Here is a 15366-nt window from a genome sequence, read left to right as displayed (position 1 = left end):
GAAAATGGCGATTCAGGCGGCGATTTCCCGTGGATGACCGTCGAAAGCGGCGATGAGCCCGGCCAGATCCGGCTCCTTAACCATGGCCGCGGCCTCTTCCGGTGTCGCCCAGCGGCGGGTGCGCTCCTTCTTTTCCGGCCAGCGCGCGGCCTCCCGCTTCACCTGGAGCGGGAAGACGGCAACCTCGCAGCGCCAGGTGAGGCCGCTCTCCATTTCCTTGCCGTAGAAGTAGCGGCCGATCTCCGTCTTCGCCATCGACCCCTCGACGCCGGCTTCCTCGCGCGCCTCTCGCGCCGCCGTGCCGGCCAGGCTTTCGCCCGCTTCCGGCCAGCCCTTGGGCAGGACCCAGCGGCCGGTGCCCCGGCTCGTCACCAGCAGCACTTCGATCCGGTCGCCCTCCCGTCGCCAGGGCAAAGCCGCCGCCTGCACGCGCGGCGGATTGCCGCCGAAGAGGCGGCGCAGGCGCTCGGTAAGGCCGATCCGTGCGGCGTGGGTAAAGATCATCCGTTCACCATCCGGCGCGCTTCCCGCAACGAGAATCGCTCAAGAGTCTACCATCTTTCCCTGAAGATATGTCGCAATGACAGGCAGACAAGGAAAAGCGGGGCCGGAAGGCCCCTTCGACCGGAGGTCCCGATGGCTGCGGCGGCGTCAGCCGATATGCTCGTCCGCAATGGGCTTCTGGTAGGAAAAACCCAGATCCCAGGGAAAATAGATCCAGGTATCCTGGCTGACCTCGGTGATGAAGGTGTCGACCAGCGGGCGGCCCTTGGGCTTTGCGTAGACGGTGGCGAAGTGCGCCTTCGGGATCATCGCGCGCACGATGGCCGCCGTCTTGCCGGTGTCCGTCAGGTCGTCGACGATGAGGATATCCTCGCCCTCGTTTTCCAGGAGCGCCGGCGTGATCTCCTTGAGGATGTTGAGTTCGCCCTGCTCGGTATAGTCGTGGTAGGAGGCCACGCACACGGTCTCGATCAGGCGGATGCCGAGTTCGCGCGAGATCACCGCCGCCGGCACCAGCCCGCCGCGGGTGATGCACACGATCGCCTTCCAGCGGCCGTTGACGCTGGAAAGCCGCCATGCAAGCGCCCGCGCGTCGCGGTGAAACTGGTCCCACGAGACGGGGAAGGCTTTTTCGGGAAGGGACATCTCGCGCACTCCGCTGCGGCGCATGCCGCGCCGGGAATGCAGGGGGAATTAGCCGGAAATGGGGGTGAAGCGCAAGGGCGCGCTGGAAGACGGTTCATCGTCGTGCAGCCGGGAAAGCGTCTAGTCGTTGCGGACGAACCGGAGGACGCCGGCGAGGCCGCTGTCCTTCCCTCCGTCGGAGGGGTGGTTGACGCCGTCGTTTACCGGCACCTCGTCGAAGTCGAAAGGGCTGATCCCGTCGAGGCAGGCGACGTTGACGCCGCACTCGTTGGGGTTCGAGCGCCGCTGGTGGTGGGTATAGATGCCGCACTTCGAGCAGAAGTAGTGTTTCGCCGTCCCGGTGTTGAACTGATAGAGGTTGAGCGCGTCTTCGCCCTCAAGGATGTCGATGCCGTCGAGACCGGCTGTCACGGCGACGGCGCCGCGCATGCGGCAATAGGAGCATGTGCAGCGGCGAGCGCTGTGGAGACCGTCCGTCAGCCGGACACGGAAGCGCACGGCACGGCAGTGGCACGCGCCGTCGATTTCGGTGATGTCGCGGTCCATCGGCAGCCTCCATCGTTACCGGCATTGCCGGTAGCAGATAAGCGGGCGGCCATCAAACGGTTGGGCTTCTACCGCGCCATCAGAATCGGCGCCGTCATCGACTGCAGCATGGTGCGGGTGACGCCGCCGAAGACGAATTCGGTAAGCCGGGAGCGGCCGAATGCACCCATGACCAGGAGATCGGCATCCGTTTCGGCGAGCCGGTTGGCGATGACGTCGCCATGCGACAGACCGGCCGAGTGCTCGGCCCGCGTCGTCACATCGAGGCCGTATCGGGCGAGCGAGGCGGCGATGGCCGCGCCCGCAAGGCCTGCGTCCTGCTGCAGCGTGTCGCGGGCATCGACGGTCAGCACCTCGACCTTGCCCGCCTCCTTCATGAGCGGCAGGGCATCGAAGGCGGCGCGGGAGGCCTCTTTGCTGCCGTTCCAGGCCAAGACCACCTCTCTGAAAGGAACGCTACGGCCCTTGAAGGTGTACGGGACGAGCAGGACGGGGCGGCCGCTTTCGAAGATCAGCGCCTCGACATCGGCTGCCATGCGGCTGTCGGCGTCGGGATCGTTCTGCTGGACGATCACCAGATCGGCGGTACGCGCGCTCTCGATGCCGGAGACGGCCGAATCGCCTGAAACGCTTTCATAACCGCGCCATTCCGCCGCCAGGCCTTCGGCCCGTGTGCGTTCCTCGAAGATGGCACGCAGCTTGGCATGCCGGTCGGCGGCCTCCGCTTCCATATCGAGGGTAAAGTCCGCGATCGGCCCGCCCATGGGGCTGGCCATGGCAATGGGCAGCGCCTCGGCGTGGAGGCCGATGACGTGGCTGTTGTAGCGCGCGGCGAAGGGGAGGGCGAAATCCAGCACCCGCGGCGTATCGGCCTCGCTTTGCAGGATGACGAGCAGTGTCTTGTAGACCATATGGGCCTCCATGGATGGCGATGTGGAACGCCATTATGGCCGGCGCGCCCGCATCCGCCTTTGCCCTAGTGGTGCGATCCTGACAGATGGTCCCCATCTGTCAGGACAAATCGCCCCACCAGATTAATAGCTTGTGGGCTGACTTTTCCAAACAGATGGTACCATCTGTTTGGGTCAGTCCACTATGTCAACGGCGCCGGCTCAATTTCGTTTCAGCAGGGTATCCAACATCTCCTCGACCGCGTTCTTGGCCGCCTTCAGCGCCTCGTCCGAGCGGGAGCGGATGACGATCTCGGTCCAGAACCGGCCGTCCTCGTATTTCGGATAGGAGCCGATGATGGTCTCGCCGTGCGCCTTCTGGATGTCGCCCAGCGGACCGCCGATCGTGCCCTCGGGCAGCGGCGAGGGGACGGCGACGGAGATGAGCTTGGCGCCTGTCTTCAGGCCCGGGATCACGCTGTCGAGCATGGCCTGGAAGATGGCCGGCACACCCGCCATCACGTAGACGTTGCCAATGGAAAAGCCCGGCGCCACCGAGATCGGATTGGCGATATGCGCGGCACCCTCGGGCATGCGCGCCATGCGCTTGCGCGCTTCGGAGAACTCGATGCCGCGCCTGGCGAAATGCTCTTCCAGAAGACGGTAGGCCTCAGGATCGTAGCCGCAGGGCACGCCGAAGGCGGCGGCGATGGCGTCGGCCGTGATGTCGTCGTGGGTGGGGCCGATGCCGCCCGTGGTGAAGACATAGGTGTTGCGGGCGCGCAGCGTATTGACCGCCTCGACGATGGCTTCCTGTTCGTCGGGGACGACGCGCACTTCCTTAAGATCGATGCCGACGGCCGTCAGCATGTCGGCCAGATGCCCGATGTTCCTGTCCTTGGTGCGGCCGGACAGGATCTCGTCGCCGATCACCACCATTGCCGCCGTAACGATTTCGCTCATCGCGCGCTTCTCCGTGAACCTTCGTCAGATAGCCGCATCGCGCTTCCGCGGCAATGGACGGCAAACGGTGAACACTGTGTCGACCAACGATGGCGTTCCATTGCCCGCCGCTGCACTTAAATCGGCATGGGCGCCGCATCCGGCGCCGCCCATGAGATTTCCAAGGAGCAGAATGACGATGGCGAAGATTTTGGTTCTTTACTATTCGAGCTGGGGCCACATGGAGCAGATGGCGCGGGCGGCGGCGGCGGGTGCGCGCGAGGCAGGCGCCGATGTGACGGTCAAGCGCGTGCCCGAGCTGGTGCCCGAGGAGGTGGCCAAGGCCGCCGGCTACAAGCTCGACCAGGAAGCGCCGGTGGCCGAGCCGCTGGAGGTGGCCGACTATGACGGCATCATCTTCGGCATACCGACGCGCTTCGGCCTCATGTCCTCGCAGATGAAGAATTTCATCGATCAGATGGGCCCGCTGTGGATGGAGGGCAAGCTGATCAACAAGACGGCGACCATCATGAGCTCCACCGCCACCCAGCACGGCGGCGCGGAGATGACGGTGGTGACCTCGCAGATCCCCCTGCAGCACCTCGGCATGATCATCGTCCCCCTGTCCTACGCTTATCAGGGCCAGTCGGGCAACGACACGGTGCGTGGCGGCTCACCATACGGTATGACGACGAGCACCAACAGCGACGGCTCGCGCATGCCTTCCGAGCAGGAACTGGAGGGCGCGAAGTTCCAGGGCAAGCGGATGGCCGAGATTACCGCGAAGCTGGCGGGCTGATTTCCGGGCTTTTGGGCGGGGCGAGCGGGCGGCCGTCGGGCCGCCCGTTTTCGTGTGGCCTGCCACCCGAAGCTCGAAGAGCGAAGGGTGGTGCGGACGGCGGGGATCGAACCCGCATGGCCGAAGCCGAGGGATTTTAAGTCCCTTGCGTCTACCAATTCCGCCACGTCCGCACGCGAAAACGTCTGGTGGTGCGATCCTGACAGATGGTCCCCATCTGTCAGGACAAATCGCCCCACCAGACCAATAGCTTGTGGGCTGACCTTTCCAAACGGATGGGCACCATCCGTTTGGGTCAGACCACTAGCCGCAGAACGCGGCGCGATCAAGCGATCGTGTGAGGAAGGCGGGGTCCACCGCCATCCGGTGGAAGATGCGGCATCCGGCAGCGAGGGCGGCGCGCCGTGATTAACTCCGCGTTAGATGGGCTGCGCTAATTTGAACCAATTGTCATTCGGGGGTGGCGCCGCGCGGGGCTGCGCCGCCGCCGCAATTTCAGCTTCGTGCCTCGGGCGGGGGCCACGACTTCGTGGAAGGTGAAGCAAGGGCATGTCACAAACGGCAATCGTTTCGGAGGGCAGGGCCGACATTGCCACGACCATCGCGGCCTCCATGCGCCGCATGGGCGTCGTTGGCCTGCCGCGCAATTATGAGATCTTCTACGAGGCGATGACCGGCTCCAACCGGGAAATGTGCGACGCCTTCGCCGCGCTCGGCGACCGGCCCACGCAGGCCGCCCTCGACGAATTGTCGCGCAGGTACTTCGCCCAGAGCAGCCGCCAGGCGATCGTCGAGAACGCCCAGGAGCAGATCGCCGTGCGGGCCGAGGAAATCCTCGGTCTCCTCGGCCGCGAGCGGACGTCGCTGGAGAAATTCGGCCTCATCCTGGACCAGACCTCCGGCGGCCTTGGCCGCCGGCAGGAGATTTCGAGCGATCTGTTGCAGAAGATCGTCGGCATCATGGCGACCGCCACCCAGACCACGCTCGATCAGGGGCGCCAGATCAGCCGGGCGATGGCCGAGAAGAGCGTCGAACTGGAGAAGGTGAAATCCAAGCTGGAGCAGTACAAGCGCCTGGCCGATACCGATCCGCTCACCAAGATATGGAACCGCCGCGCCTTCGACCGCAAGCTGGCCGGCATCTATTCGGACCGGCGGGCTGTCATGTTCCACGCCCTGATCCTGGCGGACATCGATGGTTTCAAGGCTTTCAACGACCGCTACGGCCATCCCGTCGGCGACCGCATCCTGCAGATGGTGGCGCAGCTCATCGATACCAAGAGCGGGGCGGGAAGCTTTGTGGCGCGCACCGGCGGAGAGGAATTCGCCGTCGTCGTCGACGGGCTTTCGGAAGCGGCGGCGGAGGAGGCGGCCGAACGCGTGCGCGCGGCGATCAGCGAGGCCGATTTCGTCATCGGCCCGTCCTCGCGCGGCTTCGGCCCCATCACCATCTCGCTCGGCCTGTGCATGGCCACTGACGCCGGCGATGCCGAGGACCTCTACGCCAAGGCGGACCGCGCGCTCTATGCCTCCAAGGTGGGCGGGCGCGACCGTGTTACCCGTTTCTCCACACTTTCTTCCGGCAAGCTGACGAAAAATTGGCTCCTGTACCGGGCCGAATAGGGGCCTTGCCGCATTTCGCCGCATTTGTGTTAAAAGGGCTCCCCCGGGGGACGTTCATTGGGATTCGCCGCGCTTTCGGGGTTGCGGGTCGATATTTGTCAGGAGAGGACGAGCTTATGTTCAGGAAAGTGATTTTGGTCGCCGCCGTGGCGGGCTTCGCGGCGGCGTGCACCACCGACCCCTATACGGGGCAGCAGAAGATTTCCAACACCGCAGGGGGCGCGGCGCTCGGGGCGCTGGCGGGTGCCGGCGCGGGCCTGCTTGCCGGCGGCGACGACCGGCGCAATGCGCTGATCGGCGCCGGTATCGGCGCGCTGGCCGGCGGCGGGATCGGCGCCTATATGGACCAGCAGGAGGCGCAGCTTCGCGGCCAGCTTCAGGGCACCGGCGTCAGCGTGACGCGGCAGGGCGACTACATCATCCTGAACATGCCCTCCAACATCACCTTCGCCACCGATTCGTCCTCCATCCAGCCGGCCTTCTACCCGACGTTGAACTCGGTGGCGCTGGTCCTGAAGCGCTACAACCAGACGCTGGTCGACGTTTACGGCCACACCGATTCGACCGGCAGCTACGAGCACAACATGCAGCTTTCGCGCCAGCGCGCCCAGTCGGTGTCCGACTATCTCGTCGCCCAGGGCACGAACCCGCAGCGTTTCGCCGTCATCGGCCAGGGGCCGAGCCAGCCCGTCGCCTCCAACGACACGCCGGACGGCAGGCAGCAGAACCGGCGCGTGGAAATCCGCCTGGCGCCGCTCACGGCTGGCTAGCGGCAGCCTCACTCATCCTGCGCTGCAAGCGCACGGGCAATGCGCGCCGCAAGGCGCGCATTGTTTTTGACGAGCGCGATGTTGGTCTTGAGGCTGCGTCCGCCGGTGATCTCAAGGATGCGGGAGAGCAGAAAAGGCGTGACGGCCTTGCCCGTCACGCCTTCGGCCACGGCGTCTTCCTGAGCGCGGGCGATGAAGCCCTCCATCTCCGCCGCCGCTATCTCGTCTTCCTGCGGGACCGGATTGGCCACAAGCATGCCGCCGCCGATCCGCAGCGCCTCGCGCGTCTTCTGAAAACGGGCGATCGCCGCCGCTGTGTCGAGCCGCAGCGGCGCGGGCAGGGACGAGCCGCGCGACCAGAAGGCGGGCATCACGTCCGTCCCGAAGCCCACCACCGGCACGCCGCGTGTCTCCAGCACCTCCAGCGTCTTGGGGACGTCGAGGATGGCCTTGGCGCCGGCCGAGACCACGATGACCGGCGTGCGCGCCAGTTCGTCGAGGTCCGCCGACATGTCGAAGCTCGTCTCCGCCCCCTTGTGCACGCCGCCGATGCCGCCGGTCGCGAAGACGGCGATGCCGGCCAGATGCGCGGCCATCATGGTGGCCGCCACCGTCGTGCCGCCGCTCCGCCCCTCGGCAAGCGCGAAGGCGAGGTCGGCGCGCGACAGTTTCATGGCGTCCTTGCGCTGCGCCAGCGCCTGCCGCTCCCTTTCCGAAAGGCCGATCTTCAGCCGCCCGTCGACGACGGCGATGGTGGCCGGCACGGCGCCTCCTTCGGCGATGATCGCCTCCACCTCGGCCGCCATTTCGTCGTTCTGCGGCCAGGGCATGCCGTGGGTGATGATGGTGCTTTCGAGCGCCACCACGGCCTGGCCCCCGGCAAGCGCCTCGGCGACCGGCGGATGGATGTCGATATGCGCGGTGAGCGGCATGGGTTCTCCTGCTTCGATGCCCTGTCAGGCGGGCTTTGGCGGCGGCACGCGGGCGAGCGCGGCGCGGAAGGCCGCCTCGTCCATCCGTGGCGCTGCGTCCTCGCTCTCCACGGCGAGCTTTGCCGCCGCCATCCCTTCGCGCACCGCCTCCGCGAATGCAAGCCCGCGCATCAGGGCGGCTACCGTGGCGCCGGCAAGCGCGTCTCCCGCGCCCGTCACGTCGGCAACGTGATCGACGGGTGGCGGCGCGATCTCGATGAACTCGCCATGCCGGAAGCAAAGGGCAGGCCCCCCGCCGGCCGTGATCACGCCGGCCTGAAGCCCCATTCCCGCAAGCGCCTTCGCAGCAATGAGCGGCGGCGCCTCCGATGCCATGTCCGCCAGGCGGCAGGCTTCCCGCCTGTTCATGAAGAGACAGGAAAGGGAGGAAATGACCGGCGCCAGCCGAACCACCTTGGCCGGCGAGACGGCGATCGCATGGACCGGCTTTCCCGCCGCAAGCGCGAGGAGGCGCTCGATCGCCTCCGCCGGCATGTTGGCATCGCAGAGGAGCGCATCCGCTCCGGCTGCCGCATCGCGCACCTTGGATCGGCGAACCTGCTTTATAAAGCCATGCTCGTAGAGCACCATGTCGGCAAGCCCGGTAACGAGGTCGCCTGCCTCCGTGAGGATGGCCGTATAGCTCGGCGTCGTCCGGTCGAGGAAGGTTGCCGAAAGGTCCTCGATGCCCGCCGCCTCGATCGCCTCGGCCACCGTCTCGCCCGCCGCATCGCCGCCCCTGAGCGACAGAAGCGAAGCCGCTACCCCGCGCTGCACGGCCGCGCGCGCCGCGTTGAAGGCACCGCCGCCGATCTCCTCGCGCATGGTGCCGGGGTTTGAGGCCTCCGGCACATGGACACCGGCAACGCGGCCCCTGCGGTCGATATGCGCGCCGCCGACGGCGAGAAGGCGCGGCCGCGTCATGGCGTTCCCCCGCTTGCATTCGACCCGTTCGCATTAGGAACGCGTTCATTTGCCTCAAAAACGCTGCGCATTTTCGCTCCGGGGTAGGGACAAAAATAGAACAAGGTGGAATTATCGTTTAAAAACAGAAACATGATCCCTATTGCCAAGTCGGAACAAAAGAGGTACACAAAAATATAGGGAAATTGGCCCGCGCGGCTTCCATTGACGTTAGAGGGGTGTTGTATCATGGCTCAGAATTCGTTGCGGCTTGTAGAGGAAAAGTCGGTGGATAAATCCAAGGCATTGGACGCGGCGCTTTCGCAGATCGAGCGGGCCTTCGGCAAGGGCTCGATCATGCGGCTGGGAGCCAACGACCGCGTGGTCGAAATCGAAACCATCCCCACCGGCTCGCTTGGCCTCGATATCGCGCTCGGCGTCGGTGGCTTGCCGCGCGGGCGAATCATCGAGATCTACGGACCGGAAAGCTCGGGCAAGACGACGCTGGCGCTCCACACGGTGTCCGAGGCACAGAAGAAGGGCGGCATCTGCGGCTTCATCGACGCCGAGCATGCGCTCGACCCCGTCTACGCGCGCAAGCTGGGCGTGGACCTGGAAAACCTGCTCATCTCGCAGCCCGATACGGGCGAGCAGGCGCTGGAGATATGCGACACGCTGGTGCGCTCGGGCGCGCTCGACGTTATCGTCGTCGATTCCGTCGCCGCTCTCACCCCGCGCGCCGAGATCGAGGGCGAGATGGGCGATTCGCTGCCCGGCATGCAGGCCCGCCTGATGAGCCAGGCGCTCAGAAAGCTGACGGCCTCCATCTCGCGCTCCAACACCATGGTGATCTTCATCAACCAGATCCGCATGAAGATCGGCGTCATGTTCGGCTCGCCGGAGACGACGACGGGCGGCAACGCCCTGAAGTTCTATGCGTCCGTGCGCCTCGACATCCGCCGTATCGGCGCGGTCAAGGACCGTGACGAGACCGTCGGCAACCAGACCCGCGTCAAGGTCGTCAAGAACAAGCTGGCCCCGCCCTTCAAGCAGGTCGAGTTCGACATCATGTATGGCGAAGGCGTGTCGAAGACCGGCGAGCTGATCGATCTCGGCATCAAGGCCGGCACGGTTGAAAAATCGGGCGCCTGGTTCTCCTACAACTCCCAGCGCCTCGGCCAGGGGCGCGAGAATGCCAAGCAGTTCCTGCGCGACAATCCCGAGGTTGCGCGCGAGATCGAGCTGACCCTGCGGCAGAACGCCGGGCTGATCGCCGAGCAGTTCCTCGACGAGGCCCGTGGCGACGACGACGACCTGGACGACGCCGCCGAAGGCTGAGCTTCTCTCTCCCGAGAAGATTGCGGCGTGAGGACGCGCGAGGGGAGATGAAGGGCGCCACTCCTCGCCCCCACGAATGTGGGGGAGAGGTGGCCCCGCATGGCGGGGTCGGTGAGGGGGCAACGGCGCCGCCTCTTCCATTCACTCCTGCTTCGATCCGACAAGATGCCCGTCGTGGGTAACACCCGCGCAAGTGGCGCCGCCGAGCCGGCCTCCTCATCGCCTCGCGTTCCGCGCGATCCACCTCTCCCACTTCGTGGGGGCGAGGAGTGGGCGCCCTATCCTACCTCGTAGCCCGTTTCCTCCGCCGCCGCGCATAGCTCCTGCCAGAAGGCGCGGGCGAAGGAGCGGAAGACGTAGATGTCGAACTGGTCGCCGCCTGTACGCTGGATGTGGGCAAAGACGTCGTGATGAGCGGTGGCACGGCCTTCCCCGACTGGAAAGGCGGCGGGCGAGAAATCGAGCGCGAAGAGTTTGGCAAGCACCCATTCGGCGCGCGGGCCGGCGATGCGCAGGGCGGCGCGGCCGTGGGAAAGGTCGGTGACGGTGCCGATATCGAGCGCTACGGCAGCCTGCAGGCTCGCACTCAGCCCTTCGGCCCCGGAAACCAGATAGCGCCCCGGTCCGATTGCGAAGACGGCAGCGCCGTCGCCCACGGCGCCGGCGCCCGGCGTCGCGGGGAGGGAGAGCCCGGTGACCGTCTCGATGGCGGCGAGGAGCGGCTCAGTGCTGCCCGGAAAGGCGGAGGCTTCGGCGATCGCGGCGGGCGTCGCCTCGGTCAGCGTCACGCCGGGGCCTTCGGCCAGATTGCCGTAGGTGCCGGGCCGGAAGGCCTCGCCCAGGGGAGAGACGCGCTCAACCATGCATGCGGCTCCCTTCCGGATCGAAGAAGTGGTGGCTGACGATCTCCACCGGCCCAAAACGCTTCCGCAGCGCATCGGAGACGAAGGCGCGCGTGCCATGCCGTGCCTTGCCGCCCTTGACCAGCGCCAGGCCGATATATTTCGAAAGCGCCGGCGAATAGCAGAAGGCGGTGATGTGGCCGATGCTCTCGCCCAGTTCTTCGAGGCTGCCCTTTTCCACGATATGCGCGCCGCCGCCGAGCGGCCGGCCGTCCAGCGAGACGACGCCGACAAGGCGGATGCGGTTCGTATCGATGAGACCTTCGCGGTCCATCAGGGCGGAGCCGATGAAGGGCTTTTTCTTCGACAGCATCCAGTCGAGGTAAAGGTCGCGCGCCGTCGTGCGGCCGTCGATCTCCGCGCCCGTCACGTGGCCCTTCTCGATGCGCAGCGTTCCCAGCGCCTCCATGCCGTAGGGCGTGATGCCGAAAGCCTCGCCAGCCTCCATCAGAGCTTCCCACACATGCGTGCCGTGGCCAGCGCCGCAATAGACCTCGTAGGCGAGCTCCCCGGAGAAGGAGAGGCGGCAGATCATCACCGGCGCGCCGGCGATCCCGCCATGCACGATCCCCATGAAGGGCAGGGCCTCGTTGTCCACTGCCGTTTCCGTCACGCACGCTTCCAGAACCTTGCGCGCATTCGGCCCCGCCACGGCGGCACCCGCCCATTGGTCGGTGACGGAGGCCAGGTGCACCTTCAGGTCCGGCCACACCACGTCGAGATAATATTCCAGATGCTGCATCACCTTGCCGGCGTTCGCCGTGGTGGTCGTCATCAGGAAGTCGTGCTCGCCGAGCCGCCAGGTGGTGCCGTCGTCGAGCGCGATGCCGTCCTCACGCAGCATCAGGCCGTAGCGCGCCTTGCCGACGGCCAGCGTCGAGAACATGTTGGTGTAGACGCGGTCGAGGAATTCCGCCGCGTCCGGCCCCTTCACGGCGATCTTGCCGAGCGTGGAAACGTCGACGATGCCGACCGAGGCGCGGACAGTGGCGGCCTCGCGGATATAGGTCTGCTCGACCGTCTCGCCCGCCTCGCCATAGACCATCGGCCGGTGCCACAGGCCAACCTCCATCATGCGCGCGCCGCGCTCCACATGCCAGTCGTGCATGGGGGTGAGCCGGTCGGGCTTGAAATGCCCATGCTTCTCCGCCGCCAGCGAACCGATGGAGACAGGCGAGAAGGGCGGGCGGAAGCGGGTGGTGCCGACCTCGGGGATAGCCAGGCCGCGCGCGCCGGCCATGATGGCCAATCCGGGCACGTTGGAGGTCTTGCCCTGGTCGGTCGCCATGCCGAGCGTGGTGTAGCGCTTCAGGTGCTCGACGGAGACGAAGCCCTCGCGGTGGGCCAGCCGCACGTCATCGGCCGTCACGTCGTTCTGCAGGTCGACGAAGGCCTTGCCCTCCGCCTTGATCTCGAAGACGGGGGCGGGGCCCGCCTCGAGCGGCGGGGCGGCGACTTCGGGCAGCTTGGCGCGCGAAGCCTTCTTGCCGGCGGCGATCAGGCCCGCGTCGCGGCCGCTCGACAGCGCTTCCGCCGTGCTCATCGCCCCGGTGAAGGCGCCGGCGCCCGTCCATTCCTGTGTCGGCTGCGGCGGCAGGAAGGCGTTGAGCCGGTCGTCCCAGGCGGGGTTGCGGCCGGCCTGGCTTGCCAGATGGATCGCCGGCGACCAGCCGCCGGAGACGGCGAGGCAGTCGGCTTCGACGGGCCGCACGTCGCCGGACAGGCGGCCGGTGGCGGCGTCGAAGCGTTGTATCAGCACTTTCGCAAGCCGTTTGCCGGCGGTGCCCGCCACCGCGTGGCCAAGAAGCGGCACAACGCCCGCTTCCTCGGCAAGCGCCCGCGCCGCGGCTGAAATCTCCGGCCGCACGTCGAGGATGGCGACCACGGCGCCGCCCGCTTTCTTCAGCGCCGCGGCGGCGCGGTAGGCGCCGTCGTTGTTGGTGAAGATGGCGATCTTCTCACCCGGCAGCACGCCGAACTGATTGGCATAACGCTCGGCCGCGCCAGCAAGCATGACGCCCGGCCGGTCGTTGCCCGGAAAGACAATCGGTCGCTCGAAGCTGCCTGTTGCGAGCACCACCTTCTCCGCGCGTATGGACCAGTGCCGGTGGCGCGGCGCGCCCTTGGGGGCCGCGGCCAGGTGGTCACCAACGCGCTCGAGCGCGGCCAGATTGTTGCCGTCGTAATAGCCCCAGACCGCCGTGCGCGTCAGGAGCCGGACGTTGTCCATGGCGGCGAGCCGCTCCGCCGCCGCCTCGGCCCACAGGGCCGCCGGCTTGCCGCCGATCGTCTCGCCAGACCAGTTGGCGGCGCCGCCGGCGCGCGGCTCCTGCTCGGCCAGGATGACGCGCTTTCCCGCCTTGGCGGCAGCCTCGGCCGCCATCAGCCCCGCGGGCCCGGCACCCACCACGAGCACGTCGCAAAAGGCATTCATGCGCTCGTAGCGGGCGGGATCCTTGTCGTAGCCGGCACGGCCGAGCCCCGCCGCGCGGCGGATGAAATGCTCGCAGAACATCCAGAAGCGGGTGCCCTTGAGCGGGCCGACAACCGGCCCCATGAAGGTCTTGTAATAGAAGCCGGCGCCGAAGAGCGGCCCGGCGAGCTGGTTCAGGGCGCTGATATCGTAATCGAGCGAGGGGAAGCGGTTCTGGCTCTCCGCCACGAGGCCCTCGTAAAGCTCGATCTGCGTGGCCGGGATGTTCGGCTCGCGCACGCCGTCCTTGAAGACTGTCACCAGCGCGTTCGGCTCGTCCACGCCGGCGGTGAAGACGCCGCGCGGGCGGTGGTATTTGAACGAGCGGCCAATGAGCGTGATGCCGTTCGCCAGAAGCGCGGCGGCCAGCGTGTCGCCGGCGAAGCCCGTATAGGCCTTGCCGTCGAAGGTGAAGGGAACCGTGCGGCTGCGGTCGATCAGCCCGCCGGTCGGGATACGGCGCGCGCTCATGGCTTACCGGCACCCTCGTTGAGGCCCGCGCGGGCGAAGGCGACGGCCTGGACCTCGTGGGTCAGCGTGTCGCGTGTGAGGAGGAGATGCACCCGGCAGCCGCCCGCATGCTGCCAGTATTCGCGGTGCGGGCCGGCCGGGTTCGGGCGGTTATAGACGTAGTCGTGCCAGGCCTTCATGTCGGTGGAAGCGGGGTCGGGGCGGGTGCGCGTGGCATCGCCCTGGTAGGAGAATTCCGAGACATCGCGCGGGCCGCAGTGAGGGCAGGGGATCAGCATTCTTCTTTTTTCCTCAATGCAGCTTCGGCGTGGGCCCCTGGCCCTTTTCGTCGATGACGGCGCCGCGCTCGAAGCGCGACAGCGTGAAGGGCGCGTTGACGGCGTGCGGCTCGTCCTTGGCGATGGTCCAGGCGAAGGAGAAGCCCGAAGCTGGCGTCGCCTTGAAGCCGCCGTAGCACCAGCCGCAATTCAGATACATGCCGGGCAGCGGCCCTCCAGTGATGATGGGCGAACCGTCCATGGACATGTCCATGATGCCGCCCCAGGAGCGCAGGAGGCGCAGGCGCGCGACGGCGGGGAACATGGCCACCATCTCGCCCATCACTTCTTCCACCAGCGGCAGGTTGCCGCGCTGGGCGTAGGAGTTGTAGCCGTCGAGGTCGCCGCCGAAGACGAGGCCGCCCTTGTCCGACTGGGACATATAGAGATGGCCGCCGCCGAAGGTGACCACGCAGTCGACGAAGGGCTTTATGGCTTCCGAGACGAAGGCTTGCAGCACGTGGCTCTCGATGGGGAACCGGTCGATGCCCGCCATCCCCATCAGCCGGCTGGTGCTGCCGGCCACGGCGACCGCCACTTTCTTCGCGCGGATTTCGCCGCGCGTGGTGACGACGCCGGCGATCTTCTCGCCGTCGCGCAGGAAGCCCGTCACCTCGCAGTTCTCGAGGATATCGACACCGCGCCGGTCCGCGGCCCGCGCATACCCCCAGGCCACCGCGTCGTGCCGGGCCGTTCCCGCGCGCGGCTGCAGGAGACCGCCGATAACGGGGAAGCGGGCGGAGCGTGAAAGGTCGACGCCCGGCACCTTGCGGGCGATCTCTGCCGGCGTCAGCCACACCCCGTCGCCGCCGCCATGGCACATGGCGTTGCCGCGGCGGATATAGTCGTCGGCCTGGGACGGCGAGTGGGCGAGGTTCAGGATGCCGCGCTGGGAGAACATCACGTTGTAGTTCAGTTCGTGCGACAGGTTTTCCCACAGCTTCACCGAGAAATCGTAGAAGCGGACGGATTCGGGCAGCAGATAGTTTGAACGCACGATGGTGGTGTTGCGGCCGATATTGCCGGAGCCGAGCCAACCCTTCTCCAGCACCGCGACGTTGGTGATACCGTGCTCCTTGGCAAGGTAATAGGCCGTCGCCAGGCCATGCCCGCCGCCGCCGATGATGATCACGTCATAGGACGGCTTCGGCTCCGGCTTGCGCCAGGCCGGCTTCCAGTCCCGATTGCCGGTCAATGCATTTTTTAGAAGCGAAAGCGCAGAATATTCCGCCATCGAGGCCGCCGTTCGTTCCCCACGGGTGAGGAAGCTAT

At 66.7% G+C, this 15366-nt stretch carries 15 protein-coding genes and 1 tRNA gene; 4 read left to right on the top strand and 12 right to left on the bottom strand.

The window, feature by feature from the left end; translation table 11 throughout:
- Positions 1-12: 12 nt before the first annotated feature.
- The 5 genes from GPJ75_RS21765 to GPJ75_RS21745 all read right to left on the bottom strand — a co-directional run bounded on the left by GPJ75_RS21765 (position 13) and on the right by GPJ75_RS21745 (position 3548).
- Positions 13-504: an NUDIX hydrolase gene (locus GPJ75_RS21765; RefSeq protein ID WP_163271279.1), complete on the bottom strand. Its 492-nt coding sequence runs from the start codon at positions 502-504 to the stop codon at positions 13-15.
- A 147-nt stretch (positions 505-651) separates the two neighbouring features.
- Positions 652-1149 carry a xanthine phosphoribosyltransferase gene (gpt, locus tag GPJ75_RS21760; protein ID WP_163271278.1) on the bottom strand — a complete coding sequence of 166 codons (498 nt, stop codon included), beginning with the start codon at positions 1147-1149 and terminating at the stop codon, positions 652-654.
- Positions 1150-1269: 120 nt separating this feature from the next.
- On the bottom strand, positions 1270-1695 hold the full coding sequence (locus GPJ75_RS21755) for a GFA family protein (RefSeq protein WP_163271277.1): 426 nt from the start codon (positions 1693-1695) through the stop codon (positions 1270-1272).
- A gap of 68 nt (positions 1696-1763) precedes the next feature.
- Complete coding sequence (locus GPJ75_RS21750) at positions 1764-2606, bottom strand: universal stress protein (protein ID WP_163271275.1); 843 nt, start codon at positions 2604-2606, stop codon at positions 1764-1766.
- Positions 2607-2807: 201 nt separating this feature from the next.
- Entirely contained in the window at positions 2808-3548 is a 741-nt protein-coding gene (locus tag GPJ75_RS21745; protein ID WP_163271273.1) for a competence/damage-inducible protein A, read from the bottom strand.
- A 178-nt stretch (positions 3549-3726) separates the two neighbouring features.
- Between GPJ75_RS21745 and wrbA the strand changes: the two genes are divergently transcribed.
- The gene (gene wrbA / locus GPJ75_RS21740; RefSeq protein WP_163271272.1) at positions 3727-4326 is read left to right on the top strand and encodes an NAD(P)H:quinone oxidoreductase; all 600 of its coding nucleotides are present in this window, start codon (positions 3727-3729) and stop codon (positions 4324-4326) included.
- Between the two features lie 88 nt (positions 4327-4414).
- Here wrbA and GPJ75_RS21735 read toward each other — a convergent pair.
- Positions 4415-4499, bottom strand: a tRNA-Leu gene (locus GPJ75_RS21735).
- 376 nt (positions 4500-4875) lie between these two features.
- Between GPJ75_RS21735 and GPJ75_RS21730 the strand changes: the two genes are divergently transcribed.
- Together GPJ75_RS21730 and GPJ75_RS21725 are read left to right on the top strand one after the other, a co-directional pair.
- Positions 4876-5949 (top strand): GGDEF domain-containing protein, encoded by a 1074-nt coding sequence (locus tag GPJ75_RS21730; RefSeq protein ID WP_163271270.1) that lies wholly within the window; start codon positions 4876-4878, stop codon positions 5947-5949.
- Between the two features lie 116 nt (positions 5950-6065).
- Entirely contained in the window at positions 6066-6719 is a 654-nt protein-coding gene (locus tag GPJ75_RS21725) for a YiaD family glycine zipper/OmpA-like lipoprotein (RefSeq protein ID WP_159586608.1), read from the top strand.
- A gap of 8 nt (positions 6720-6727) precedes the next feature.
- On the opposite strand, the gene GPJ75_RS21720 is transcribed toward GPJ75_RS21725, so the two are convergent.
- Positions 6728-7651, bottom strand: coding sequence for a pseudouridine-5'-phosphate glycosidase (locus GPJ75_RS21720; protein ID WP_163271268.1), 924 nt, complete (start codon positions 7649-7651; stop codon positions 6728-6730).
- A 24-nt stretch (positions 7652-7675) separates the two neighbouring features.
- Positions 7676-8614 (bottom strand): carbohydrate kinase family protein, encoded by a 939-nt coding sequence (locus GPJ75_RS21715; RefSeq protein ID WP_163271265.1) that lies wholly within the window; start codon positions 8612-8614, stop codon positions 7676-7678.
- Between the two features lie 228 nt (positions 8615-8842).
- Between GPJ75_RS21715 and recA the strand changes: the two genes are divergently transcribed.
- A complete protein-coding gene (gene recA, locus GPJ75_RS21710; protein ID WP_163271263.1) occupies positions 8843-9931 on the top strand; it encodes a recombinase RecA in 1089 nt (362 codons plus the stop codon).
- A gap of 278 nt (positions 9932-10209) precedes the next feature.
- Here recA and GPJ75_RS21705 read toward each other — a convergent pair whose 3' ends face one another.
- From GPJ75_RS21705 to GPJ75_RS21690, 4 genes are read right to left on the bottom strand one after another with little or no spacing between them, the layout of a single operon-like run.
- Positions 10210-10794 (bottom strand): sarcosine oxidase subunit gamma, encoded by a 585-nt coding sequence (locus tag GPJ75_RS21705; protein ID WP_163271261.1) that lies wholly within the window; start codon positions 10792-10794, stop codon positions 10210-10212.
- On the bottom strand, positions 10787-13777 hold the full coding sequence (locus tag GPJ75_RS21700) for a sarcosine oxidase subunit alpha family protein (protein ID WP_163271259.1): 2991 nt from the start codon (positions 13775-13777) through the stop codon (positions 10787-10789). The genes GPJ75_RS21705 and GPJ75_RS21700 overlap by 8 nt, the downstream gene beginning before the upstream one ends.
- A complete protein-coding gene (locus tag GPJ75_RS21695) occupies positions 13774-14055 on the bottom strand; it encodes a sarcosine oxidase subunit delta (RefSeq protein ID WP_163271257.1) in 282 nt (93 codons plus the stop codon). Before GPJ75_RS21695 ends, GPJ75_RS21700 begins: the two co-directional genes overlap by 4 nt.
- 13 nt (positions 14056-14068) lie before the next feature.
- On the bottom strand, positions 14069-15328 hold the full coding sequence (locus GPJ75_RS21690; RefSeq protein ID WP_163271255.1) for a sarcosine oxidase subunit beta family protein: 1260 nt from the start codon (positions 15326-15328) through the stop codon (positions 14069-14071).
- Positions 15329-15366: the final 38 nt, after the last annotated feature.

It is taken from the genome of Chelativorans alearensis (assembly GCF_010993735.1).
Taxonomy (GTDB): Bacteria; Pseudomonadota; Alphaproteobacteria; order Rhizobiales; family Rhizobiaceae; genus Chelativorans; species Chelativorans alearense.
The sequence above is the reverse complement of the archived record's forward strand: the minus strand, read 5'-3'. Positions and strand labels throughout refer to the sequence as shown.